The sequence below is a fragment of the Alkalicoccus saliphilus genome (genome assembly GCF_003044065.1).
In the GTDB taxonomy this organism is placed as follows: Bacteria; Bacillota; Bacilli; order Bacillales; family Salisediminibacteriaceae; genus Alkalicoccus; species Alkalicoccus saliphilus.
In genome coordinates, this window is record NZ_PZJJ01000001.1 from 191,128 (window position 1) to 216,580 (window position 25,453).

The window sequence follows — 25,453 nt, forward strand, 5'->3', positions numbered from 1 at the left end:
CCTGAAAAAAGTTTCAGTTCTACTATTCCCTTTTCAACTTCTTTTAAAGCTTTTATTACTGTTACGTCCGAAGAGAAGCCTCTGATCCCGTGAATACCGTAAATGTTAACAAACGGAAGACTTAAACAGCTTGACAAAAACAGCCAGAGAGGGGGCCGGACGATTTCTGTCCGGCCCCCTCCTGATTCATGCTTTCTCAAAAAAAGTTTTAAGAGCTTCCGCTGCGGTTTTTTCTTCTGTTATTTACCTATCCACTGAATCTGAGCGAGCCAGCCGGCTGCACGATCCAGCAGGGAATGAAAGAAATCAATTATCGACTGAATAATTCCCTTTCCTTCATCGCTTTCCACAAACTCAGTAATATTACTTCTTACATTGTCCAGCTGGCCTCTTACCTGATCCCAGTCTATATTCAGTCCTTTAATACGCTCAAAAAGTGAAACGAGACCATCAATTTCGTCATCGGTCAAATTCATGCCAAGTTCATCAGCAAGTCTCACGATCAGCTCCCGCAGGTCTTCCTCGGTTTCTATATCCTCTTCCGCTATCGCTTCCTTAATCCGTGCCATCAGCTCAGCCGCATCCTCCACGCCGTGTTCTTCCCCGAGTTCGGCTGTTTTAACGAGCTCTTCGTTAGCGGTCTGTTTCTGTTCTTCCGGAATTTCTTCTTCTGTTGTTTCCTCATAAGCTTTTATCAGTCCCGTAAGCGCTCCTGTGCCGGAAACGTTGGAAGGAGCAGTGACGTACACTTCGGCATCCTCCACTCCAGCTGTGATCAGTGCATTCGCATACATGCCTTCCGACACCCACGTAATTCGATTAGTCTCCACATCAATGCCGCTGCTCTCTTCCCTTATCGTAATTTTCGAAGAAGACAGAGCATTGGAGCCTATTACCGAAGCGTCAATATAATCTCCTAAGTACTGATGTTCTTCCTCGTTAGTAACCTCGATAATTTTATCATTTTCATCTGCGTCCATTTCCTGCAGCAGCTCTTCCCGCTGCTGCGGATTTAAATCTTCTCCAAGAGTGATTGTTTCATCTCCCGGAGAGGCTGCAGAAGCCCCTGACGCTCCACCCAGACCAATAAGAAATGCTGCAGCTCCTGCTTTGATCCACTGATACATAATTAATCCCTCTCTTTTCTCATGCGAAGCTGAAAGCCCCGCTCTCTATTGGAGTTTACAGTATTTTAACTGTCTTCCAAATATATTGACGCTGCAGACTGCTGAAAAGTTTCATTCTTTCTGCGATTCGACTTCCGGGACTCGTTAAAATGTCTGCCACAGCCCTCTTCCGGTTCCAATAAGGTTTAACTCAGCCTCAGTTGGCGCTTGTAAGTTGCCAATCGCGTTGTTACAATGTATTCTGAACCTAAACGTTTATTCGTTCGAAGACTATAAAGGGGCGATGATGAAGAATGAGTGAGATTACACACCGTAAAAATACCAGACCGGTGAAAGTCGGTCCACTAACAATAGGCGGGCATGACGAAGTGATTATGCAGAGCATGACCATGTCCAAAACCCACGACGTAGAAGCCACAGTAGCTGAAATTCTGCGGCTCGAGGAAGCAGGGTGCCAGATTGTGCGTGTAGCCTGCCCGAATATGGAGGATGCGGAAGCTATCCCTGAAATTAAAAAACGTATCAATATTCCACTTGTGGTTGATATTCATTTTGATTATAAAATGGCTCTTAAAGCTATCGAAGGCGGCGCTGATAAAATCCGTATTAATCCGGGTAATATCGGCCGTAAAGAAAAAGTTGAAGCTGTCGTAAATGCTGCAAAGGAAAAAGGCATACCCATCCGGATCGGTGTTAATGCTGGTTCTCTCGAAAAACGAATTCTTGATAAATACGGCTACCCAACAGCTGAAGGTATGGTGGAAAGTGCGCTTCATCATATTAAAATTCTGGAAGATCTCGACTTTTATGACATTATCGTTTCCATGAAGGCGTCGGATGTCCATCTGGCTGTCGAAGCATATGAACAGGCTGCAAAAGCCTTTGATTATCCTCTCCACCTTGGAATTACCGAATCCGGTACCCTGTTTGCCGGCACCGTTAAAAGCTCTGCCGGGCTGGGTGTGCTGCTTCAAAAAGGGATTGGTAATACGATGCGTATTTCCTTAAGCGCAGACCCGGTTGAAGAAATCAAAGTACAGAAAGAACTTCTTAAGAGCTTCGGTCTCGCGACAAACGCTGCAACACTTGTATCGTGTCCTACATGCGGACGGATTGAAATTGATCTGATCAGCATTGCAAACGAAGTTGAGGAATATATTCAAAATATTAAAGCCCCTATCAAAGTTTCCGTTCTCGGGTGTGCAGTAAACGGTCCGGGAGAAGCTAAAGAAGCAGATATCGGGATAGCCGGTGCACGCGGGGAAGGACTTCTCTTCCGAAAAGGAAAGACTATCCGTAAAGTTCCGGAAGAAATTATGGTGGAAGAACTGAAAAAAGAAATTGATATACTTGCTGAAGAACATTACAAAAAACAGAAACTTGAGCAGGAAGCAGAACAGAACGCCTGATAATACTATTTTACAGACTGACTGCTGCTGGTATCTGACCAGCAGCAGTCAGTCTTATTTTATTTCTTCGTTGACGGGCCTCAAAAACTTAACTTTAATGATTAACGAAAGTATGAGATAATGCCTTCAGCAGAAGATACGATGAGGTGAATTAACTTATGAAGAAATACCGCTTTGGCATAGATATTGACGGAACTGTTACAGACCCTGCCACCTTTATTCCCCACTTAAATAAGCACTTTAATAAAAACCTGACGCTCGATGATATTGTTGAATATGATCTGACAAAAGCGCTCGGAGTCACCGAAGAGGAGTTCTGGCAGTGGATGCAGAAGCATGAACCGATGCTTTACAGCAGCTCCACGATCGCTGATAATGCAAAAGATATTCTTCATACGTGGAGAAGCCAGTTTGAGCTCTTTTATATCAGCGCCCGGCCGAACCATCTGCTCGATGTGACGGAAGACTGGTTCCATCGTCAGGAAGTTCCGTATGACCATATCGAACTGCTTGGACAGCACGATAAAATTGCCGCTGTCAAAAAACATGAAGTTGATACGTTTTTTGAAGATAAACATGACAATGCAGTTAATATTGCCGAAGAATTTCAAATTCCTGTCGTGCTGATGGAAACACCCTACAACCAGATGCCGGTTCCGGATAATGTTTACCGGGCAAAGAACTGGCTTCATGCTAGAACGATCGTTGAAAATATTTTTCAGCCGGTGAAAAAATAAAATCCTTTTATTCATCCAAGAAAAGCAGCCCCTTCATTACGAAGCGGGCTGCTTTCTGCATTCACTGCAGTATCCATAAATTTCAAACTTGTGGCCGATAACGTCAAATCCGGCTTCCTGAACCGGCTGATCGTCCATAGGACAATGATGAATATGCTTTGTTTTGCCACATTCCAGGCAGATAACATGATGATGATGTTCATCCACTGCACACGTGAAACGAAAACGTTTTTCACCATTAAGTTCTGTTGCTTCGAGAATTCCGAGTTCGGTAAACAGGGACAGATTCCGGTAAATTGTATCGAAGCTCATGCCATCGTACGTTTTCTGCATCGTTTCCAGTACATCTTTTGCCGCAAGGTATCTGCTCTCTTCAGAAAACAACTGCAGCATGTCCTGCCGTTTATCTGTATACTTATAGCCTTTCTTTTTAAGAAGATCCATTGCCTCCTGCACATTCATGCTGTTTCCTCCTTACTAAAAAATCCTTCAGGCAGAAGCTTTTTTACAGCCGCTGCTCCTATCAATATAATTATACCAGTTACAACAATCATACCCCCTGTTGCAACATTTAAATAGTAGGAAGAGACAATCCCCCCCAGCACAGCCGCTTCCCCGAAGATAATACCGAGAAGCAGAACGTGCCGGAAACTTTTTGCAAAGAGAATAGCCGCTGCCACGGGAAGTGTAATCAGGGCGCCGACGAGAAGTATTCCTACCACCTTCATTGACATGGAAATCACGAGAGCTATAAGCAGAGAAAACAAAAAATTAATTTTCCTTACAGAAATACCGGATGTGGAAGCAAACTCCTGGTCAAAAGAAATCGACAGCAGTTCTTTATAAAAAAATCCGATAATAAGCATGCTTAGTACTCCGGTAAGAAATATAAACAGGAGATCACTGAGCGTTACCGTCAGTATACTTCCAAATAGATACGCGTACCACTCTGTGTACCCGGTTTCCGCTATGCTGATCATCACTGCACTTAACCCGACGCCGGCAGAAAGTATAATCGGTATAGCAAGCTCCTGAAAATGTTTGTACACCTGCCGCAGCTTTTCGATAAGCAGCGACCCGGCGAGGGCAGCAAGCAGTCCCGTGTACAAAGGGTTGATAAAAGCAAAAACAGCTGAAGTCTGCATCATTAAAACGCCCGCTGTAATGCCTGTCAGCGTCACGTGGGAAAGCCCTTCCGAGATGATCGTCATTCTTCGAACGAGCAGGAAAGCTCCGATCAGCGGGCTGATAAATCCAATCAGAAGACCGGCAGCAATCCCTCTCTCTAAAAAAGTAAGCTGCTGAAAAATTTCCATTCCGGTCACCCGCCTTTCCGGTTCAATATTTTTTCTGAGGTTGCTGCTAATACCAGCAGAAGAATAAGAACGTTAATCACAACGATCATACCACCCGGCGCAACATCCAGGTGAAAAGCTGCAAACATGCCTGTAAGCACCGAAATTTCTCCGATAACTACGGAATAAAGAAACATCTGTTTGAAAGACACAGCAAGACGCATAGCTGCTGCGACCGGAAGAGTCATCAGTGCAGACACGAGCAGAATGCCTACAATCTGCATTGAAATACCGATAACCACTGCCGTAATCAGTACAAATAAAAAATGCAGGGATCTGCGCGGTATACCAGAAATGACTGCCTGCTCTTCATCAAAACTTAAAAAAAACAGTTCTTTGTAAAACAGGCCGAAAATAGCAGTGACAGCAGTTGTCAAAACAAGTACTACAGTAAAATCGGTACGGGAAATTGCCGCTATGCTTCCGAACAAATAGCTGAACAGATCCGTCGTGAATCCGTCGGCGAGAGAAATAAATACCACTCCGACACCAATTCCTGAAGACAAAATAATCGGTACGGCAAGTTCCCGGTAGAAACGGTATGTGTGACGCAGTCTTTCAATGAGAAGTGATCCTCCAGCAGCAAAAATCATTCCCATATATACCGGGTTTAATACAGCAAAAAAGTTAATATATCTCCCAAGAAGCAGACTGAAGGCAATGCCTGTCAGCGTAATGTGGGAGAGCGCATCGGCCAGAAGAGAAAGGCGCCGGACCACGATAAATACCCCGGTCAACGGCGCCAGAATTCCTATCAGAATTCCTGTAAACAAAGAATACCGCAGGAAATCATACTGAAAAAACACTTCGATCATGAGCGGACGCCGCCCAGATCGTCGTGATCGTGAGAATGATCGTGATGGTCATGTGAATGATTATGCTCGATAACATTCACGTTGTGGCCGTACATCGCTGTCATCATCTCTTCCCTGTTTACTTCAAAATCATTTTTATTCCCATGAAAGTGAAGGCATTTGTTCAGGCAGGCAACATCCGTAACATACTCACTCATCGCACCGATATCATGCGTTACAAGAATGAGTGTGATATTTTTCTTATCATTCAGTTCTTTGAGCATATCATAAAAATTCCTGACAGAGTCAGCATCGACACCAACCGTAGGTTCGTCCAGTATGAGCAGTTCAGGCTCGCTTACGAGAGCTCTTGCAATAAAAACCCTCTGCTGCTGTCCACCTGACAACCGTCCGATATTCTTATGCATATACTGCTCCATTCCTACCTGTCCAATCGCTTCTTTAATTTTTTTCTTATGCTCTTTTTTTAAAAACCGAAACAGCCCGACTTTTCCGTAAAGGCCCATAGCCACGACTTCAAAAACGGTCGCCGGAAAACCGCTGTTAAAACTGTTCGCCTTCTGGGAAACAAAGCCTATCCTGCTCCAGTCCCTGAAGCTCTGTACAGGACTGCCGAAAAGCTCAATATTTCCTTTGTCTGCTTTTAAAAGTCCGAGCAGAAGCTTCATAAAAGTCGATTTTCCGGAGCCGTTTGGACCTACGAGGCCAAGAAACGAACCTTTTCGCACCTGCATATTAATATCTTCCAGTACCATTTGTTTCCCGTAGCTGAAGCTGACATTTTTAACTTCCAGTACATATGGGGCAGCTGAATTTTTCATTATATTTCCCCTTCTTTCTACCATCCATCTTTATCAGGCAGGTTTATCTCTTCTGCCTTTTCATAATAGTAATAATTCCGATTTAATCAATAAAAGTATACATGACGCGCAGAAGAATGTAAATAATGCTGATTTTACCTTAGTATATGTCGCAGCGATTGAGCATCAAAGTTATAATAGAAGAAACAGTGTGAAGGAGGCTTTAATATGGAAAAGCAGCAGATCGGTATTATCGACATGGGATCCAACTCAGTACGTTTTGTTATTTACGAAGTTGATACTGATGGATATCATCAGGAAATTCAAAATTTGAAAGTTTCTGCACGCTTAAGTACATATATAAATGATGAAGGAGAAATGACCGGCGAAGGAATCGAAAAAATCTTGAACCTGCTGGACAAATTTTCTGCCATCGCCGCAGGCTACAAATTAACTACAGTCCGCGGTGCTGCGACGGCTGCCGTCCGTAACGCTAAAAATCGGGAGGCAATACTTAAAGCAGTCGCCCAGCACTCCGCGTTTCCTTTTGAAGTTCTTTCTGAAGAGCAGGAAGCTTATTACGGGTATCTGGCCGTTACCAATTCCACTGATTTTCAGGAAGGCGTCACCATTGATATAGGCGGTGGCAGTACGGAGATTACGTATTTTGAAAACAGAGAGATGAAACATTCTGTAAGCTTCCCCTTCGGTGCCCTTACACTCAAAAAAAAGTTCGTGAAAGGCCATACTCCGACAAAAAAAGAAGAAAAGCGCCTATTCGAATTTCTTCAGGAATCTTATCGTTCGCTTCCGTGGCTGAAAGATCTGCAGGTCCCTGTCATTGGTATAGGAGGCTCTGCAAGAAACCTTGCGCTCGTTCATCAAAATCGTCATTCCTATCCCCTTTCCGGTCTGCACCAGTATGTGATGACAGCTGAAGAAACAGCAGAAACAGCAGCATGGCTTACAGACATGCCTCTGAAAAAACGTGAAAAAACTGACGGGTTGTCCAAAGACCGGGCTGATATAATTCTGCCGGCAGTTCATGCGATGCAGGCACTTTTGACAGAAACTAACTCCAACGAGTTTATTATAAGCAATTACGGACTGAGAGAAGGTCTCTTTTTTGAAAAACTTCTCCAGCCGATCGAGGTCACCCATTTTCCGAGCGTAAAAGAAGAAAGTCTTTATCAGCTGAGTAATCATTACCGCCTTAAAGCAGAAGATCAAAAACAGCTGGCAGTACTCTCTTCCTATATTGCAAATGAACTTATGCGGCACAGGCTGGTCGATTTTTCCGAGCAGGAAGCCCAGCTTCTTCGTCTTGGAGCAAAAATGTTTTATGTCGGGAAAACGATACATCCGGAATCCAAAAGCCAGCATACGTTTTACATGCTGACGAATCAGTCTATAGACGGTCTTTCCCATATGGACCGTCTTGGCCTGGCTTTTACCGCTTCATTTACTTCCCGTTCCCAGCTGAAGTTTTATGCCCGGCCTTTCAAACAATGGGTGGATAAAGAGTCTCTTTCTTCTTATGAGCTGCTTGGTGCTGTAAACAAACTTGCCTATGCATTGAACATCACCGGCCAGCAGGCTGTGAAAAAAATCGAAATTACAAAAGCAGATAAAAAGAACCTTTATCTGCGGCTCACCTGCCGGGGGGATGTTCACTTTGAAGAAGAGCAGGCCGACAAGTACAAAAAACATCTGGAACGCGCTCTGAAACGGAATGTTCATCTTCGTTTCGTACAGGAAGAGCTGTCTTTATAAGTTCACCGAAAGTCATTATTCAAGACAGAACGGAGGAAACAGATGCCGTCCATCAATAATTTCGATCGTCCTGACTATTATCATAACAGAGAGTTAAGCTGGCTTCGTTTCAACGAAAGAGTACTGGAAGAAGCAGAGGACGAAGGAAATCCCCTCTTGGAAAGACTCAAATTCACTGCTATTTTCAGTTCCAATCTCGACGAATTTTTTATGGTCCGTGCAGCAGGATTGAAAGATCAGGTGAAGGCCGGATATACAAAACCGGATAATAAAACCGGCCTTACGCCAGGTGGACAGCTGCAGCAGATCGGACAGTTTAATCGTTCCCTCATACAGAGGCAGTACCTCCACTATAAAGAAAAGCTGCTGCCCCTTCTTCAAAAAAAAGGTCTTGCTTTTACACGTATGAGTGAGCTGTCCTCAGCAAATAAGAAGCTTGTAGAAAAACATTTTAAACATTATATTCTTCCTGTATTAACACCAATGGCAATCGATGCCCACCGGCCTTTCCCTATCGTTTCCAATAAAAGCATCAATCTTGCAGTTGCATTAAAAGAAAATGACCTGCGCAGACTCGCTATCGTCCAGGTACCTTCTGTTTTAAACCGGACAATCCCCGTGCCCGGGACCGGGGAAACATCATGGCTGATGCTTGAAGATGTAATTACAGCATTTCTGCATCATTTATTTTCGGGCTATGAAATTGAATCGGTCTCCTCTTTTCGCATTACAAGAAACGCGGATTTAACGATACATGAAGAAGGTGCGAGAGACCTTTTGAGGGAAATTGAAATAGAACTGCAGAAAAGACGGTGGGGAGCGGCCGTGCGTCTCGAAACAGAGGCAGGCAGAATGGATGAAAATGTGCTCTCCCTGCTGATAAGTGTACTTGAGCTTCAGAAGGAAGACATCTATCTCGTTGACGGGCCGCTTGACCTTTCTTTTTTATTTCAATTCTATAAGCTTACGTCCCCGAATTTTGAAAAGCTTACGTATACCCCGGCAGTGCCCCAGACGCCAGCTGACTTAATCGATGAGGAAAATATACTGCAGGCAGCTCTAAAAAAAGACATTTTTCTTCACCACCCGTATGAGTCTTTTCAGCCGGTCATTGATTTAATGAGACAGGCAGCCGAAGACGAAAATGTTCTCGCCATTAAACAGACCCTATACAGAGTCAGCGGTGATTCTCCCATTATTGCAGCTCTTGCAAGAGCTGCTGAACTCGGCAAACAGGTAACTGTACTCGTTGAATTGAAGGCACGTTTTGATGAAGAAAATAATATTCAATGGGCCAAAAAACTTGAAAAAGCCGGCTGCCACGTCATTTACGGAATAACCGGATTAAAAACTCACAGTAAAATCACTCTGATTGTAAGACACGAACAGGATAAAATACAGCGTATTGTTCATCTTGGAACCGGCAACTACAACGATTCTACTGCGGAACTCTATACAGACATGGGAATTCTTACGAGCAGGCCTTCTTTCGGTGCGGATGCGACACATTTCTTTAATTATTTGAGCGGGTATACGAGCAGACCGGAATGGAAAGAAATTGCAACGGCCCCTTTCGAAATCAGGGAGTTCTTTCTTAAAGCTGTGGACAAAGAGATTCAAAGTCATAAAAAGCACGGCCGGGGACGGATTGTTGCTAAAATGAATTCATTAACCGATAAGCCGATTATTATGAAGCTTTATGAAGCAAGCTGTGCGGGAGTGACAATTGAACTGATCATACGGGGGATCTGCTGCCTGAAGCCGGGAGTTGCCGGGGTTAGTGAAAATATTACTGTCCGCAGTATATTGGGCCGTTACCTTGAACACAGCCGTATTTTTTATTTTCATCGCAATGGGAAAGAAATCACCTACCTGTCTTCCGCCGACTGGATGACCAGAAACATGGAGAAAAGAATTGAAATCGTTTTTCCTGTGTACTCAGAGCGCATTAAAGAGCGTATAAAAGAAGTGCTGTTTATTTCGCTGGAAGACAATCAAAAAGCAAGAATGCTGCAGCCCGACGGCTCCTACGAATATGTACGCCCCCGTTCGAAGGCCCGGCTTAACAGCCAGGAAATCTTCCGAAAAAAAGCAGTCCTGCCTTTTGAAGATGATTAAGCTTTCACATCGTAAACAAGAGCGTTCACAGCTTCAAAGCCGTGATATGCTCAACAACAAATATAATAGACCTGCAAAAAAGGCTGTCAACGTATTATTGGACAGCCTCAGGGTTTTGATTAAGTTTTGTATTCATAATAATTAAATTGCCGTACCGGTGTCTCCTGCCCCCTTTCCTTCCGGAACGATTTTTATGAGGAGCTGCAGCATTAAGTTCCGGAAAATCTGTAAGGAAAACTCTTTCATACAGAAGACCGGCTGGAAAGTAATATTTTATGCCGCTCTTTCAGATTGCTTTTCCGGACGCCTCAAGTTTTTGAACAACAATCCCTGTTTCGGTGCAAAAAGAAAGGCAAGCAGGAAAAACACGGATGCAGCAAGTACAATAGAGGCACCTGAAGCCACATCGTACATGACAGAAAAGAAAAGTCCGATCACTGCTGAGAGAGCTCCAAAAAAGGCGGAAAGTACGAGCATAACCGGGAATCTGTCTGTCAGCAGATAAGCCGTAGCACCTGGTGTAATCAGCATAGCTACAACAAGAATGATTCCCACCGTCTGCAGGGAAGCCACCGTTACAAGTGAAAGAAGAAGCATAAACAAATAGTGTATCCATTTAACAGGAAGCCCTGCTGCCCTCGCCATCGTTTCATCAAACGTGCTGAGAAGAAGCGGGCGGTAAAATAACAGCACAGAAACTAATACAATTACTCCAATAATCAGTGTAATAACAAAATTCACGGATGAAACAGCCAGCACATTTCCAAACAAATAGTGCATCAAATCCACGGATGTGCCTCTCAGGGAAGTCATAACGACGATCCCGAGAGCAAACATGGCGGTAAACATGATCCCGATGGCAGCATCATCTTTTATTCTGCTGTTTCTCGAAATAAATCCGATCGCAAGAGCTGTTACAACTCCCGTAATGAAAGCGCCGATAAACATGCTCGTACCAAGCATATACGAAAATACGACACCGGGAAGGACAGCATGGGAAATAGCATCCCCCATCAGCGCCATTCCCCTGAGAATGATAAAACATCCAATAACGCCACAAATAACACCGACCAGCAAGGCGGTTAAAAGAGCGCTTTGAAGGTACGGATACATCATCAGCTGGCTGGTAAAATTCTGTATTTCGCTGATCATGGGCCGACAACCACCATTTCCGAATCATCAGCCAGTACTGCAGCATTTCCCCCGTAAGCCTGTTTTAAATTCGCAGGAGTAAACACTTCCTTTACACCTCCTGAAGCAATAAGCTGCTTGTTTAATATAAGAATCTGATCAAAATATGTTTCTACTTTGCTTAGATCGTGATGGATAACAAAGATCGTTTTACCTTTTGACCTGAGCTGTTTAAGCAGATTAACGATGATTTCTTCCGAGTTTACGTCAATACCTACAAACGGCTCATCGAGAAAAAACAGATCTGTATCCTGTGCGAGAGCTCTCGCGATAAAAACACGCTGCTGCTGCCCTCCGGAAAGTTCTCCGATCTGCCGGTTCTTATATTCCTCCATTCCCACTTCCTCCAGTGCTTCCTCTGCCCGTTCCCGGTCTTTTCTGCTTACGTTTCTATACCACGGAACATGAACATATCTGCCCATCAAAACTACGTCCTTTACAAGAACGGGAAAATCCCAGTCTATCGAAGTGCGCTGAGGTACGTAAGCAATATTTTTTCTTATGTGATCCACTTTCTGTCCGAAGACAGATACCGATCCCCTGTACTTTACAAGCCCGAGCACCGCTTTCATCAACGTTGATTTCCCCGCCCCGTTCGGGCCGACTACTCCGATAATATTACCTTCTTCCACGTTCAGTGAAATATTTTCGATTGCTGTGTTTCCGTAATAATGTACTGATACATTTTTTAATTCTATTGTTTGTTTCATTTGTGGTCCTCCTTTCCAATCAAAACTTGTGTGATAACTAAAAAGTTTCCTTAATACAACTTTTTCTGCTGATTCTATTATAATTCATATCGTTTCTCATGGCAAATGTCTTCATCCGTCTTTACAAACTGCTTTCTCCATAAATTATTTCCTTAACGGAACGTTTTCCAGTAATACACACCATCAATACATGAAAATAAAAGTGTTGTTAAATGGGAATGCTTTTTCATAAGAAGATGCTTAAACGGGAATCTCAAACCGCAGAGGCAGTTCCCGGCATCATTCGGAGGAAATTTTGCCAAAGGCGTTGAAGTTTTTACCCGGTCTGTCTGTTACTTATGAACGGAATATAAAAAAAGCCCTCCGTTATAAAGAGAAAGTAAAATTCTCATTAACAGAAGGCGTACAGCTGCTTATTTGATAGATATTTCTGCGGTTAATTCATCTTTCAGCGATGCATCAAATTGACGCTGTCGAAGCATAGCAATTTCTCGTTCGTACGGAGCCTTTTTGTTCTTTTTATCCGGTCCTACATAAGGTGTTTCAAGTATTTTGGGAATATCTTTAAAAGCCTCATGATAAACGATTCTCTCGATTGCGTCGTATCCAATATATCCGAAGCCGATGTTTTCATGACGATCCTTATGGGCTCCCTGTTCATTTTTACTGTCATTTACGTGAAGTACCTTTATACGGTCGAGGCCGACAGTCTGATCAAAATGCTGCAGTGTTGCGTCGAGGTCGTTTACCAGGTCATATCCGGCATCGTGTACGTGACACGTGTCAAAGCAGACGGAAAGACGGTGGTTGTGTGTTACTCCATCGATTATTTCTGCTATTTCTTCAAATGTTCTGCCGCATTCGGATCCTTTACCGGCCATGGTTTCCAATGCAATCTGAACGTCCTGATCCGGATCAATAACTTCATTCAGACCTTCTACGATTTTTGCAATTCCTTTTTCAGCCCCCTGACCGACATGAGCCCCCGGATGCAGAACGATCTGCTTCGCACCGAGTGCTTCCGTCCGGTCAATTTCACTTTTGAGAAAATCGACACCAAGCTGGTATGTTTCCGGTTTTACACTGTTAGCAATGTTAATGATATAAGGAGCGTGCACAACAATATTGGAAATATTATGTTCCTTCATGTGCGCCTGCCCCTGATTGATGTTCAGATCCTCCACAGATTTACGTCTCGTATTCTGTGGAGCACCTGTATAAATCATAAATGTATCTGCTCCGTAAGAGGCGGCTTCCTCACTTGCCGCCAGGAGCATCTTCTTTCCATTCATTGAAACATGGGATCCAAGAAGCATTGTTTCTCCTCCTGACAGGTATTATTTTTTTCTTCGGTCAATGCGGCGCTTCCGCTTCATTTCCCGCTCGGCTTTTTCACGTGCTTTTTTCTTATATCCGGGTTTCACTTTTGTTGTTTTTTTCTTTGGAGGCAGAGGAGCTTCCTTCTGTTTCGGCCGGCTGTCGCTTCGTTTCTCTACCGTTTTCCAGCTCCCCTGCTTCCATTCTTTATATACAAACTGTATACCGCGCTGTTTCAGCTTGGCAATTGCTGCCTCATCCGTCCGGCCATAAATCGTCAGGGCCATTCCGTCCCACCCGGCTCTTGCTGTTCTTCCGACCCGGTGCACGTAATACTCCAGCTCTGTTGGTATTTCCGCATTAATTATGTGACTCACACCTGTAATATCAATACCACGCGCGATCAAATCTGTCGCTACCACGTATTGAATCTCGGCGTCCTGCAGTTTTTTCAATACTTTTTTTCTTTTTCTCGGTGGAACTCCTCCATGAAGGACGTCGACGTTCAGTCCTTTATCCAGAAGCACCTTGTAAAATTCATCTGCTGACTCTTTCGTATTCGCAAAAATAATGGCAAGAAACGGATTGATTCTATCTGTCAGACGGGAAAGAACTTCTTTTCTTTCTCTGTCGCGGTCGTTGATCAGCCAGTGCTCTATCTTCTGCGGTGCAGCTGTTTCCGGCTCCACTTCCACCTGTTTCGGCTGATTCATATATTTTTTAAGAAATGGCATGAGACTTTCCGGAATCGTCGCAGAGAAAACGAGCAGCTGTACATTCTCGTGCAGAGAAGCTGCAATGCCGTTTACTTCTTCAAGAAACCCAAGGTCCAGCATCTGATCAGCTTCATCCACGACAAAGCCTTTTACTGCGTCTGTCTTAATGGCATTTTCTCTAATCATATCCAGTACTCTTCCCGGGGTTCCGACTATAATGTGCGGTTTCTGGGAAACTTTTTCGGCCATACGCTTCCGATCGGTTCCCCCGACAATAAGCTGGGAAGTAACATCTGTCCCTTCAGTATAGACCTGACATACATCATACAGCTGAGAAGCAAGCTCTCTTGTCGGAGCTGTTATCAAATACTGGGTTTCCCGCTGGCTTGTATTTATCTGATTGATAATCGGAAGAAGAAAAGCCAGAGTTTTACCGGTTCCGGTCTGGGATTTTCCGATAACATCGCTTCCTTTATCTATGGAAGGAATAAGTCTCTCCTGTATAACTGTCGGCTGCTCAATCCCCTCTTTTTTTAACGTTTCAATTAACACGGGGTTCAGCTGAAATCTTTCAAAGTTATGTTTCATTTATTCATCATCCTTTTTATTCGTACCTGTACGTTCAAAATCACTAACAGTTTATTTTAGCATGAATGCATCCGTGTGCCTACTGTTATGTGAGTTATGATTAGGCTTATTTTTTGGAATATGGTAAACTGGTACTATTACACAAAGATAGGAGGAGTGCGCATGTTTAAAGTAGGAGATCATGTCGTATATCCCGGACACGGTGCTGGAAAAGTACAGGAAGTTATGGAAAAAACAATTTTAAATGAGAAACAGCTGTACTTTGTCGTATTTTTCCCTCTACAAGGTATTACGCTTATGCTTCCTGAAAAAAAAGTTATGAAGTCGGGGCTGCGTCCGGTTACAGACGCGGACCATCTGATGCAGCTTCTCGCAGACTGCGGAAGGAAAAATATTATGGAAGAATTTCAAAAGCCTTCCCGCCGTCAGGACGAACGGCTTGCTTCAGGCACTATTGAAGACTGCATCGAAGTTTATTTCGAGCTGACATGCAAGAAATCCCACAGTCCACAGAAACTCCACATAGAAGAAAAGAAAAGCCTCGATCTTGCACGGAAACTTTTAATCAGTGAACTCATGCTTGTTCATAACACTACTGAGATGGAAGCTGTTTCCATGCTTGAAGCCCGGGTAAATACTCCTCTTAAAGAAGCATAACCCTTTCAGGATGAACATTATTTGTCACAACTTTTCTCCCGTACTATAATGGAAACAGTACGAACTCAACCGGAGGAGGATTTAGTCGAATGGAAGTATTAAAAATATCCCCCCGCGGCTACTGTTACGGTGTAGTAGACGCAATGGTAATGGCTAAAGAAGCAGCAGCAAACCCTGATCTGCCGAGGCCGATTTATATTCTGGGGATGATTGTCCATAATAAACATGTAACCGACGCATTTGAAGAAGACGGAGTTGTTACGCTCGATGGTGAAAACCGTCTTGATATACTGCGAAAAGTGGAAAAAGGAACAGTTATTTATACCGCGCACGGTGTTTCTCCTGAAGTCAGACGCCTTGCTGACGAAAAAGGCCTGACTGCGATAGATGCCACCTGTCCCGATGTGACTGTGACACACGATCTGATACGCGGACGTATGGATCAGGGATACGAATTTATTTATATAGGTAAACACGGCCATCCAGAACCGGAGGGTGCCATCGGTGTGGCTCCCGATATTGTTCATCTCGTTGAAAACCTTGAGGATGTAGCTGATCTTGATATTAAATCGGATAAAATTATTATTACAAATCAGACGACGATGAGCCAGTGGGACGTCCGTCATCTTATAAAAGCCGCAGCGGATAAATATCCTCATGCCGAAATTCATAATGAAATCTGCAATGCCACGCAGGTAAGACAGGAAGCCGTTGCAGAACAGGCCGGAGGAGCAGATCTCCTGCTCGTTGTCGGAGACCCGAAAAGTAATAACTCCAACCGCCTCGCGCAGGTTTCCAAAGAAGTTGCAGGTACACCTTCCTACCGTATAAGCAACGTATTTGATATCAATGTAGAATGGCTCCGCGGTATAAATAAAGTAGCTGTAACAGCCGGAGCAAGTACTCCTACACTGATTACAAAAGAGGTTATCAGATTTCTCGAGCAGTTCGATGAAGATGACCCTCATACGTGGGATACTACGAGCATGGTAAAACTATCTAAAATCCTTCCGAAAATCCGTAAAAAAAGGAATCCCGGGGCTAAATAAACAGATATGAAAGCTTGAAGCTCCTCCCGCATGCTGCGACGAGAGAGCTTCAAGCTTTTTTATGCAGATATTTAAAGCGTTCCTCCGGATAAGATATTAACTTCAGCCGCCCATGCCGAAACAGGAGCTTCAGGCCCATCCCGCTCTCCAAATACGGCAGCATTAACACAAAAAAACTGATCCGGATCTCGGATCAGTTTTTCCAGAGTGTTGATTAAGTCTTGGTTTCAGAATAATTATTCTTCTGAATGTATAGCTTTCTCCTGCACTCCCCGGCGGAAGCTTGCCGTGGGGCTCGCCGTCAGCTGTTTGCCCTGCGGCCGTGTAGGATCTTCCGACTTCGCTCTATCCCACCGGCGTCCCCGCCGGACGTTCCGGAGGAAAAAGCATCTCCTTTATGAAAGAAAAGACGGAATCAACACGTTTTTAGAAGAGAAACCTTCTTTTTATTTTCCTGCTGGAGCTGCAGCAGGCGACTCCGAGGCGAGATAGGACGAGCGGAAGATCCATTTCTTCCGAGCATGGAGAGGAAGAAATTAGCTGAGGCCGGCCCGCCCGGAAAGCGTCCTGAGGAGGCGAAAGCAGGAAATCGCATAGGCATGTATAAAAAACACTTTATAAACAACCTGAAAAAACTGATCCGGCATTCCGGATCAGTTTTTCAGCTTATACAAAGCGAAAGGGGTCGGTATTAACAGCTGAAACAATTACTTCCGTCTCCCATTTTTCTTCCTTCACAAAATTGTTGAGCCTGTCTGCTGTATCCTGCTTCATGATCTGTTCAACATGATGTCCGGGATCGATCATCATGAGCCCTTCCATCCAGGCGTCATGAGCTACATGAAAATACAGATCTCCGGTTACGTAGACGTCAGCTCCTTTATGAAGGGCTGTCATTGCATATTTGTTTCCATCCCCGCCGAGTACTGCCACTTTCTCCACTTCAGCTGACCCGTCACCGACAACCCGGAGCCCTTCGACACCGAATGCTTTTTTTACTTTCTCTGCAAAATCATTCAGCGTCGTTTTTTCCGGAAGCCTGCCAATACGCCCAAGCCCCTGTTTCCTGCCAGGGACCGCCATATCGAAAATATCGTAGGCCACTTCTTCATATGGATGGGCTTTTTTTACTGCCTGCAGAACTTTCTTTTCCTCTGACGCATAAAAAAGTGTTTCTACTTTTTCCTCCGCCGGTCTTTCCAATTTGCCGGGTTCTCCGATAAATGGATCTGCCCCTGCTTCGGGACGGAAAGCCCCTCTGCCTTCTGTTGAAAAGGAACAGTGCGTATAATTGCCTATGTGGCCTGCCCCCGCATTTCCGAGCGCTTCCCGAAGGTCATCTGCGTGATCTACTGGAACAAAAACACTGAGTTTCTTCAAGGTATCTTCAAAAAGGGGAACGAGCACTTCTGTATTTTCCAGCTGAAGAGCATCAGCCATAAGGTCGTTGACTCCACCTTCTGTAACATCGAGATTAGTGTGCGCGGCGTAAACCGTTATATCATGCTTAATCAGTTTTTCAACCGTTCGTCCATAGGCTGTATCTGTATTTAGTACTTTAATTGGACGGAAAAGAAGCGGATGATGGGCGATAATTAAATCCACTTCCGCCTCAACAGCTTCATCAACCACCGGTTCCAGCACATCGAGCGTTACCATAACTTTTCGAACCGGTTTCTGAAGAGAACCTACCTGCAGTCCGATTTTATCCCCCTCCACAGCAAGGTGTTTAGGAGAATATTTTTCAAATGCCTGTATAATTGTTTGAGCATGTGCCTGTTTCAATACAATACCTCCTCCAGCCATTTCATTTTTTGCTGCAGTTCCTCTTCCCTGTGTCTTGCCTGTTTTTGTCTGGCGAGCTGCAGCTGACTGTATATTCTTTTCAGCTGATCATATTCCCTTTCCCATTTAACATGAAACGCTTCCGGCCGTTTTTCCATTAAGTAGGGTCCCAGCCAAAGCTGTTTTCTTATCTTATCCGCTTCGTATGGGTCCACCCCTGAGCGGTCTGCTGCGAGTATTTCGTATACATGCCCATCTTCCATTACTATAGCTTCATCGATTAACGACCACCCATTGCTCTTCAGCCAGTATCTCACCTGATCAGCAGCTACATTCGGCTGAAGAACAAGTCTTTTCACGTCCGGCAGATATTTCTGCCCTTTTTTCAGGATGGATACAATTAATGGGCCGCCCATCCCTGCTATTACTACCGTGTCTGCTTTTCTTCCTTCAAGAACGCTCAAACCGTCTCCCTGCCGTGCTTCCACCCGGCCTTCCAGATCATTTGCCCGGATTTTTTCAATAGCCGAAGCGTACGGGCCTTCATTAAGCTCTCCGGCAATTCCGTATTCACATAACCCGTTTCCTACGAGATATACGGGAAGATAGGCATGATCGGAACCTATGTCAGCAACCGTTCCTTCCTCCAATACATATTCTGCTACCTTTTCAAGCCGTTTTGATAAATGCTGCTCATTCACCTGTACCACCTATTTTCTTAAAATTTCTCATATCTGCATACATTTTACCAACAAAGAAGGTGTCTTAAAAGAAAATCCTTTAAGACACCCTGCTTTGTTGGTTATTAATTTTCGGAAAGAATAAATTCTGCAACAGCGTCGGCTTCTTCGCCGTCCACAAGTCCTGCCGGCATGCTGCCCGGACCTTCTTCAATTGCCGTCAAAATAGTTTCCTCGTCGTAATCGCCGGAATCAAGCGCCGGACCTGTTCCGCCTTCAAGTTCGCCTCCGTGGCATGATGCACACTGTCCCTCATAGACGCTCTCGCCGAGTTCAATTGGGTCATCAAATTCCTGTTCTGCATTGTTTCCTTCCTCTGCATTGTTTTCTGCTGCTTCTTCCCCGCCGATGTTAAGACCTACGAGCGATAAAGCAAAAACAAGCAGAAGCCCAAGCAGAGCTGTCGCTGCAAATGGGAATAGAGGTGCTCCTCTCATACGTATGTACCTCCCTTACTACACTGAAATCAAAATTAAATAAGGCGATAAACGCCAGTTTTTCACTCTATTACATTGTATATGAAATACCCCTGAATGGAAAGTGTTTTCAAAATAACTTTCCACCGCAGTTGTATAAGTTCATAAATTAATCAAATGTTGAGGGCCGTCATCTGTTCAGGATCGTCTGTAATAACACCAGTTATCCCTGCTTTTCGGCAGCGGTTAAAATCAAAGGGTGTCCGGATATTGTATGCTCTCACAGTAATATCCTGCTTTTTCCAGGGACGGTAATACATAGATGCCTGAACACTGTGACGGATGTGAATACCATCTGCTGCCACTTTATTTGCGTAATTACGCCCCCTCCGGAAAGGAGTTTTCGTAAGCAATGCCGTTTCGAGCAGCGGCTGCTGCTTTTTCACTTCCCGGATATACCGGTGATAAAAAGTCGATATCACTGTATTCATTACTATCCCGTGGTGCTTTAAAACAGCGAGGCAGCTCTCTACAAAAGCTTCTTCACTGACGCCTGTCTGTTCCTTCAGTTCCAGATGAAGGGTAAGCTCTTTACTTGAAATCCAACTGCAGAGTTCGTCCAGTGCAGGAATTCTTTCCGAGGCATAACGTGGATCAAAATAACTTCCTGCGTCCAGCTTCTTCAGCTCCTCCCACGTATGTGAGGCAACAGGTCCACTGCCGGAAGTTGTTCTGTCTACGTCAGGATCATGGATAATAACAGGCACGTGGTCCTTTGTCCATTGGACGTCGCATTCTATTCCCTGTATTGGAAAAGCAGAGGCAGCCTTAAAAGAAGCCATCGTATTTTCCGGGAGTTTTCGTTTAAATCCCCTATGTCCTATAATCTCCATAGTAACTCCTTTCTATACAGCATATCTGTGTCGTAATTTGAATCAACAAATAATAAGCCGGCTGTATACACAGCCGGCAGGTATTATTCCAGAAAATCCTTCAGACGTTTACTGCGGCTTGGATGACGCAGTTTACGAAGGGCTTTGGCTTCAATCTGCCGGATCCGCTCCCTCGTTACCCCGAATACTTTTCCTACTTCTTCCAGAGTACGTGTACGGCCGTCGTCGAGTCCGAAACGCAGTCGAAGAACGTTTTCCTCCCGGTCTGTCAACGTATCAAGTACATCTTCGAGCTGCTCTTTTAACAGCTCATAAGCTGCAGCATCTGACGGTGCCAGCGCCTCCTGGTCTTCTATAAAGTCTCCAAGGTGAGAATCGTCTTCTTCCCCGATTGGTGTTTCGAGCGATACAGGTTCCTGGGCTATCTTCAGGATTTCACGTACTTTGTCAGGAGTAAGGTCCATTTCTTTAGAAACCTCCTCCGGTGTAGGTTCACGACCGAGGTCCTGAAGCAGCTGACGCTGTACGCGAATCAGTTTATTAATCGTTTCCACCATGTGAACCGGAATACGAATCGTTCGTGCCTGATCGGCAATAGCTCTCGTAATAGCCTGGCGTATCCACCAAGTAGCATACGTGCTGAATTTGTATCCTTTATTATAATCGAATTTTTCAACCGCTTTGATGAGACCCATGTTACCTTCCTGTATTAAATCAAGAAACAGCATTCCCCGGCCTACATAACGCTTTGCTATACTGACGACAAGGCGGAGGTTCGCTTCTGCAAGACGTCGTTTCGCCTCTTCGTCACCGTCTTCTATCTTTTTGGCCAGTTCAATTTCTTCCTTTGCGGAAAGCAGCGGCACACGTCCGATTTCTTTCAGATACATTCTTACCGGATCGTTAATTTTAATTCCCGGTGGTACACTCAGATCATTCAGATCAAACGCCTCTTCTTTTTCCACCTGCTGCAGACTTGGAACCGTTTCGCTTTCGTTAATGATTTCCACGCCCTGCTCTCCGAGGTATTCAAAGAATTCATCCATCTGCTCGGAATCCTGATCAAAAGCTCCCAGGCGTTCCGTAATTTCAGCATATGTCAAGGATCCCCTTTTCTTTCCGGATTCCAGAAGCTGTTCTTTTACCTGATCGATGGTCAAATCTCCTTCCGCCAGCGGGCGGATTGGTTTCTCAGCCATACGATCCCTCCTTCCACGTTATCAAGGTGCTTTTTCTCCGATGTGCTGATTACTGCATTTTCGTTTTAAGCTCCAGCATCTTAGCGGCATAATTTTTAAGCTGCTCCACGTCATTTGTCTGTTTCATCAGCTGCTGAAGCTCCTCTATCTGTTTTCTTGCAGGAGTGCGGTGTATAATCTGTCTGGCATAATCCTCCATCACCTGCTCAGAAAGGTCAACGTGGACCTCCTTCATTGCAAGTGCTGCAGCAGTCTGCTTTAATTCCGCATCTCCGATTGTTTCCAGAAATCCTGCGGGATCACTTTCATGGCCGGCTGCATAGAAACTGTAAAGAAGTGCCGCAAGCGCCTGATAAGTTTCGTATTGAAAAGCAGAACCGATCCGATTCTCAACATCTTCGGCAGCTTCCCTTGAATGAATCATCATGGCAATGAGGTCACTTTCTGCCTTCTCATCTGCTGTAAGCATTTTTCTTACCTGCTCGGCAGTGACTTTCCGCTGTATTTGTTTCTGCTGTTTAGTCCGCGCCTGTACATTATTCTGGACGTGTTCCTTCATTTCCTGCTTCAGGACATCATAAGATAAAGAGAATTCTTCTTCCAGCCGTCTGATATAATGATCTCTTTCTATCGCTTTAGGAAGTCTGCTGATTTCAATCAGCATTTCTTCTACGAAACGAAGCTGATCCGCTTCCTGGGACATATTTTTATTTCTGCGCAGATAAACAGATTTAAATTCCATTAAAGTGCGGGGCTGGCCAATTACAGTATCGGCGAAACGGTCAGCCCCGTACTCTTTAATATAATCATCCGGGTCCATTCCTTCCGGAAGTGCAGCTACAAAGACCTCCAGCCCGGATTTTTTTAAAATCTCCGCGTTCTTCCAGGCCGCTTTCTGCCCTGCTTCATCTCCGTCGTAACAGAGGATCACTCTATCAGCATTTCGGCGGAGCATTTTCGCCTGCTCTTCTGAAAGTGCCGTCCCGAGTGCCCCTACTCCATGTTCTATACCCGCACGGAATGCAGATATAACATCAACGTATCCTTCGAACAGGACAGCTTCATTTTTACGTTTCACAGCCGGCCTGGCACCGTGGAAGTAGTAGAGAAGCCGGCTTTTATTGAACACCTGGGATTCTGGACTATTTAAATATTTCGGCTTGTCGTCCGCCTCCAGCACACGCCCTCCAAAAGCTATAACTCTGCCTGACTTGTCCCATATAGGAAACATAATTCTGTTCCGAAAACGATCAAATGGTCTGCCGTCGCTTTCTCTTAAGGCAAGCAGCCCACAGTCTGCCATATCGCGTGGGAGAAAATTTCTTTTCTGAAGAAAATCGGTCAGAAAAGACCATGAATCAGGAGCATATCCCAGCTGAAACCGCTCAATCATTTCTTTCGTGAATCCACGCTTCCTTAAATATTCACGAGCTTTCCTGCCTTCGGGGGAGGAAACAAGCAGATGATGGTAAAGCTTCATAGCGAGTTCGTGGCCATCGTACCAGACGCCAGCTTCTTCCTGCTCGGGTGTACTTTGTTCCGGAGCTATTTCCGGAAGTTCGACAGATGTCTTAGAAGCCAGTTTCTGCACTGTTTCCAGAAAACTCAGTCCTTCAAATTCCATTACAAAAGTAAATATACTGCCTCCCGCTCCGCAGCCGAAACAGTGATAAAGCTGCTTATCCTGGGAGACAGAGAAAGAAGGTGTTTTTTCTCCATGGAATGGGCAGAGTCCGGTAAAATTGCGGCCTTGCTTTTTCAGCTGTACATACTCACTTACGACATCAACTATATCCAGTTCCCTCCGGACTTTCTCCACCGTCTCTTCAGGAATACGCTGGGCCATGCTTTGTCACCACCTCTGTTAGTCAAAGAGATACTTATGTACAGTCTGCAGCAGCCTTTCTCAGAGAAGCCGCAAAAGCTTTTTCATCCTCTATCGTCCTTTTAGCGGGCCCTGAACGATACTTCCCCCGGCGTCGTTCCTTTTGTGCAGCATGACGGATTTCCAGAAGAAGATCCATCTCCTGATGCTGGATCAGTTTACCTGAAGAGTTCACTACTTTGACTCCTCCGGAAAGGACTATACCTGCGAGCCCGAGATCATCTGTAATGACGATATCTCCTTTTTCAGCCCGGCCGGCTATTTCATAGTCTGCCGCATCCGGGCCGGACTCCACGATAATTACCTGGACATCCTTCGGCAGAGCATCTCTGCGAAGATGAGACCGGGAATGAACGAGAACTACACGAGCTTTCAGTTCTTCTCTCATGGATAATACAGTTTTCACGACCGGACTGGCATCAGCATCAATATATATGGTAAGCATAGTTATCCTCTTTATCTCAAGTTCTTTCAGTATCAGCTGTCATTGCAAGAATATCTTTTCGGACTTTAATAAATCTTCACCTTAAAAGAGATTCGTTCTTTATAATAAAAAATCCTGCTTGTTTCGAAAATCTAATTTTCTTTTAAACTCAACACTTCATTATAATAGATATTCTTAAAAATAGCCAGCGGAAAATTCAAAAGGACCCACCGGCAGCGCAGGTCCGATGGGTGCTGCTTCTGAAATTTATTTCTAATCAGACTGTACCATCTGGAAAATAATATTTGCTGTTTCTTCTACGGCCTTCGCTGAAACATCAATGACACGGCAGCCAAGACGTTTCATTACTTCTTCCGAATAGCTGAGCTCTTCTTCAATCCGCTGCAGTGTGGCGTAGTTAGCCTCTGATTTCAATCCAAGAGCCTTCAGACGCTCTGTACGGATCCCATTTAATTTTCCGGGGCTGATTTTCAGCCCGACTATTTTTTCAGGACTTATGTTGAACAGCTCCTCCGGAGGCTCTACTTCCGGGACGAGGGGAACGTTTGCTACTTTCAGCCGTTTATGAGCGAGATACTGGGAAAGAGGTGTTTTAGACGTTCTGGAGACTCCCACAAGCACAACATCCGCTCTTAAAACTCCTCTTGGATCTCTGCCGTCGTCGTATTTCACAGCAAATTCTATTGCTTCCACTTTACGAAAATAATCTTCGTCAAGTGTATGAATCAGGCCCGATTCATTTTTGGGCGGTACCCGCAGCCGCTCTTCCATCATCGTCAGAAGAGGGCTGAGTATATCATAGACAGGCAGCCCTTCTTCGTTCGCACGTTTAACAATGTGCTGTTTCACGTCCGGAAGTACCATCGTAAAAGCAATCATGCCCTGGTTATCCCGCGCTTCCGCTATTACTTCATCAACAGTACCTATATCTTCGACGTAAGGAATTCTACGGATAGTCGTTTTATTTTCATCGAACTGGCTTATCGCTGCTTTTACTACGAGCTCAGCAGTTTCACCTACCGAGTCAGAAAGCACATATACAGTAACGTGGTCCTGCTTCTCAGACATAGTACCGCTTCCTTTCTTCAGCTTTACTCTTCCGCCCCGATGTAAACAAAGGCTTTCGTTATATTAGTTTTAGTAATACGACCGATGACATCATATTCTCCATTGTCATCCTTTTTCACCACAGGGAGGCCGTCGATCTGCTTGCTGATAAGCTTATTAGCGATTTCCAGCATGGAATCCTCTGCTGTACATGTCGTTACGTTCGGCATTCTCGTCATAATAATACCGATGGGCAGAGCTTCCAGGTCCTGCTTTCCCATGCTGGCTCTGAGAAGGTCTTTTCTGGAAACAATCCCGATCAGCTTCCCGTTTTCATTTACAACGAACAATGTTCCAACGTCTTCCAGAAACATGGAACAAATTGCATCGTAAACAGAGGAATTTTCAGGTATGACTACAGGAATGGACTGAAAATCTTTGACTTTCATTTTCAAAAGCCGCTCCTGAAAAAGCTGACTCCCTGTTTTCCCTGTATAGTAATAGCCTACTCTCGGCCTGGCATCCAGGTAGCCGGACATAGTGAGTACTGTGAGGTCCGGCCTGAGTGTAGCTCTGGTCAATTCCAGAATATCTGCAATTTTCTCACCGGTGATTGGACCTTTTTCTTTAACAATCTCTACGATACGCTGCTGTCTAGCTGATAATTCCACATTTTTCACC

Annotated in this window: 25 protein-coding genes; 6 read left to right on the forward strand and 19 right to left on the reverse strand. The window is 44.7% G+C overall.

Annotated features, from left to right (window positions below; genetic code table 11):
• Positions 1-239 precede the first annotated feature (239 nt).
• The gene (locus C6Y45_RS01010; protein ID WP_107583066.1) at positions 240-1,127 is read right to left on the reverse strand and encodes a DUF1002 domain-containing protein; all 888 of its coding nucleotides are present in this window, start codon (positions 1,125-1,127) and stop codon (positions 240-242) included.
• A 293-nt stretch (positions 1,128-1,420) separates the two neighbouring features.
• Here C6Y45_RS01010 and ispG point away from each other — a divergent pair, with 293 nt between their 5' ends.
• Together ispG and C6Y45_RS01020 are read left to right on the forward strand one after the other, a co-directional pair.
• Positions 1,421-2,536, forward strand: coding sequence for a flavodoxin-dependent (E)-4-hydroxy-3-methylbut-2-enyl-diphosphate synthase (gene ispG, locus C6Y45_RS01015; protein ID WP_107583068.1), 1,116 nt, complete (start codon positions 1,421-1,423; stop codon positions 2,534-2,536).
• Positions 2,537-2,694: 158 nt separating this feature from the next.
• The gene (locus C6Y45_RS01020) at positions 2,695-3,273 is read left to right on the forward strand and encodes a 5' nucleotidase, NT5C type (protein ID WP_107583071.1); all 579 of its coding nucleotides are present in this window, start codon (positions 2,695-2,697) and stop codon (positions 3,271-3,273) included.
• A 36-nt stretch (positions 3,274-3,309) separates the two neighbouring features.
• Here C6Y45_RS01020 and C6Y45_RS01025 read toward each other — a convergent pair whose 3' ends face one another.
• Genes C6Y45_RS01025 through C6Y45_RS01040 form a run of 4 tightly spaced genes read right to left on the reverse strand, consistent with a single transcriptional unit; the run spans position 3,310 to position 6,264 of the window.
• Entirely contained in the window at positions 3,310-3,735 is a 426-nt protein-coding gene (locus C6Y45_RS01025; RefSeq protein ID WP_107583073.1) for a Fur family transcriptional regulator, read from the reverse strand.
• A complete protein-coding gene (locus tag C6Y45_RS01030) occupies positions 3,732-4,589 on the reverse strand; it encodes a metal ABC transporter permease (protein WP_107583075.1) in 858 nt (285 codons plus the stop codon). Before C6Y45_RS01030 ends, C6Y45_RS01025 begins: the two co-directional genes overlap by 4 nt.
• Positions 4,590-4,594: 5 nt before the next feature.
• Entirely contained in the window at positions 4,595-5,443 is an 849-nt protein-coding gene (locus C6Y45_RS01035; protein WP_107583077.1) for a metal ABC transporter permease, read from the reverse strand.
• Entirely contained in the window at positions 5,440-6,264 is an 825-nt protein-coding gene (locus C6Y45_RS01040) for a metal ABC transporter ATP-binding protein (RefSeq protein WP_107583079.1), read from the reverse strand. The genes C6Y45_RS01035 and C6Y45_RS01040 overlap by 4 nt, the downstream gene beginning before the upstream one ends.
• A gap of 207 nt (positions 6,265-6,471) precedes the next feature.
• On the opposite strand from C6Y45_RS01040, the gene C6Y45_RS01045 reads away from it, so the two are divergent.
• Positions 6,472-8,016 carry a Ppx/GppA family phosphatase gene (locus tag C6Y45_RS01045; protein ID WP_107583081.1) on the forward strand — a complete coding sequence of 515 codons (1,545 nt, stop codon included), beginning with the start codon at positions 6,472-6,474 and terminating at the stop codon, positions 8,014-8,016.
• A 42-nt stretch (positions 8,017-8,058) separates the two neighbouring features.
• Positions 8,059-10,134 carry an RNA degradosome polyphosphate kinase gene (locus C6Y45_RS01050; protein ID WP_107583083.1) on the forward strand — a complete coding sequence of 692 codons (2,076 nt, stop codon included), beginning with the start codon at positions 8,059-8,061 and terminating at the stop codon, positions 10,132-10,134.
• Between the two features lie 273 nt (positions 10,135-10,407).
• Here the strand turns inward: C6Y45_RS01050 and C6Y45_RS01055 are convergent, their stop codons facing one another.
• From C6Y45_RS01055 to C6Y45_RS01070, 4 genes are all read right to left on the reverse strand, one after another.
• A complete protein-coding gene (locus C6Y45_RS01055; protein WP_107583086.1) occupies positions 10,408-11,286 on the reverse strand; it encodes a metal ABC transporter permease in 879 nt (292 codons plus the stop codon).
• Positions 11,283-12,035, reverse strand: a complete 753-nt coding sequence (locus tag C6Y45_RS01060; RefSeq protein WP_107583088.1) for a metal ABC transporter ATP-binding protein — start codon at positions 12,033-12,035, stop codon at positions 11,283-11,285. The genes C6Y45_RS01055 and C6Y45_RS01060 overlap by 4 nt, the downstream gene beginning before the upstream one ends.
• Positions 12,036-12,448: 413 nt before the next feature.
• Positions 12,449-13,351 (reverse strand): deoxyribonuclease IV, encoded by a 903-nt coding sequence (locus C6Y45_RS01065; RefSeq protein WP_107583090.1) that lies wholly within the window; start codon positions 13,349-13,351, stop codon positions 12,449-12,451.
• 21 nt (positions 13,352-13,372) lie between these two features.
• Entirely contained in the window at positions 13,373-14,656 is a 1,284-nt protein-coding gene (locus C6Y45_RS01070) for a DEAD/DEAH box helicase (protein ID WP_107583093.1), read from the reverse strand.
• 162 nt (positions 14,657-14,818) lie between these two features.
• On the opposite strand from C6Y45_RS01070, the gene C6Y45_RS01075 reads away from it, so the two are divergent.
• Together C6Y45_RS01075 and C6Y45_RS01080 are read left to right on the forward strand one after the other, a co-directional pair.
• Entirely contained in the window at positions 14,819-15,313 is a 495-nt protein-coding gene (locus tag C6Y45_RS01075; protein ID WP_160058035.1) for a CarD family transcriptional regulator, read from the forward strand.
• An 89-nt stretch (positions 15,314-15,402) separates the two neighbouring features.
• Positions 15,403-16,362 carry a 4-hydroxy-3-methylbut-2-enyl diphosphate reductase gene (locus C6Y45_RS01080; RefSeq protein WP_107583097.1) on the forward strand — a complete coding sequence of 320 codons (960 nt, stop codon included), beginning with the start codon at positions 15,403-15,405 and terminating at the stop codon, positions 16,360-16,362.
• Between the two features lie 415 nt (positions 16,363-16,777).
• Here the strand turns inward: C6Y45_RS01080 and C6Y45_RS17245 are convergent, their stop codons facing one another.
• From C6Y45_RS17245 to ccpN, 10 genes are all read right to left on the reverse strand, one after another.
• On the reverse strand, positions 16,778-16,963 hold the full coding sequence (locus tag C6Y45_RS17245; RefSeq protein WP_160058037.1) for a hypothetical protein: 186 nt from the start codon (positions 16,961-16,963) through the stop codon (positions 16,778-16,780).
• Between the two features lie 65 nt (positions 16,964-17,028).
• Positions 17,029-18,168, reverse strand: coding sequence for a Nif3-like dinuclear metal center hexameric protein (locus C6Y45_RS01090; RefSeq protein ID WP_107583101.1), 1,140 nt, complete (start codon positions 18,166-18,168; stop codon positions 17,029-17,031).
• Positions 18,144-18,848, reverse strand: coding sequence for a tRNA (adenine(22)-N(1))-methyltransferase (locus tag C6Y45_RS01095; RefSeq protein WP_107583104.1), 705 nt, complete (start codon positions 18,846-18,848; stop codon positions 18,144-18,146). The genes C6Y45_RS01090 and C6Y45_RS01095 overlap by 25 nt, the downstream gene beginning before the upstream one ends.
• A gap of 104 nt (positions 18,849-18,952) precedes the next feature.
• Positions 18,953-19,324, reverse strand: coding sequence for a c-type cytochrome (locus C6Y45_RS01100; RefSeq protein WP_107583106.1), 372 nt, complete (start codon positions 19,322-19,324; stop codon positions 18,953-18,955).
• Positions 19,325-19,476: 152 nt separating this feature from the next.
• Positions 19,477-20,196, reverse strand: a complete 720-nt coding sequence (locus C6Y45_RS01105) for a glycerophosphodiester phosphodiesterase (protein WP_107583108.1) — start codon at positions 20,194-20,196, stop codon at positions 19,477-19,479.
• Positions 20,197-20,279: 83 nt separating this feature from the next.
• A complete protein-coding gene (rpoD, locus tag C6Y45_RS01110; protein ID WP_107583110.1) occupies positions 20,280-21,395 on the reverse strand; it encodes an RNA polymerase sigma factor RpoD in 1,116 nt (371 codons plus the stop codon).
• Positions 21,396-21,444: 49 nt separating this feature from the next.
• Positions 21,445-23,241, reverse strand: a complete 1,797-nt coding sequence (gene dnaG, locus C6Y45_RS01115) for a DNA primase (RefSeq protein WP_107583112.1) — start codon at positions 23,239-23,241, stop codon at positions 21,445-21,447.
• 34 nt (positions 23,242-23,275) lie between these two features.
• On the reverse strand, positions 23,276-23,725 hold the full coding sequence (locus C6Y45_RS01120) for a DUF188 domain-containing protein (RefSeq protein WP_107583115.1): 450 nt from the start codon (positions 23,723-23,725) through the stop codon (positions 23,276-23,278).
• 252 nt (positions 23,726-23,977) lie between these two features.
• Positions 23,978-24,793 carry a pyruvate, water dikinase regulatory protein gene (locus C6Y45_RS01125; protein ID WP_107583117.1) on the reverse strand — a complete coding sequence of 272 codons (816 nt, stop codon included), beginning with the start codon at positions 24,791-24,793 and terminating at the stop codon, positions 23,978-23,980.
• Positions 24,794-24,816: 23 nt separating this feature from the next.
• Entirely contained in the window at positions 24,817-25,443 is a 627-nt protein-coding gene (gene ccpN, locus C6Y45_RS01130) for a transcriptional regulator CcpN (protein WP_107583119.1), read from the reverse strand.
• Positions 25,444-25,453 lie beyond the last annotated feature (10 nt).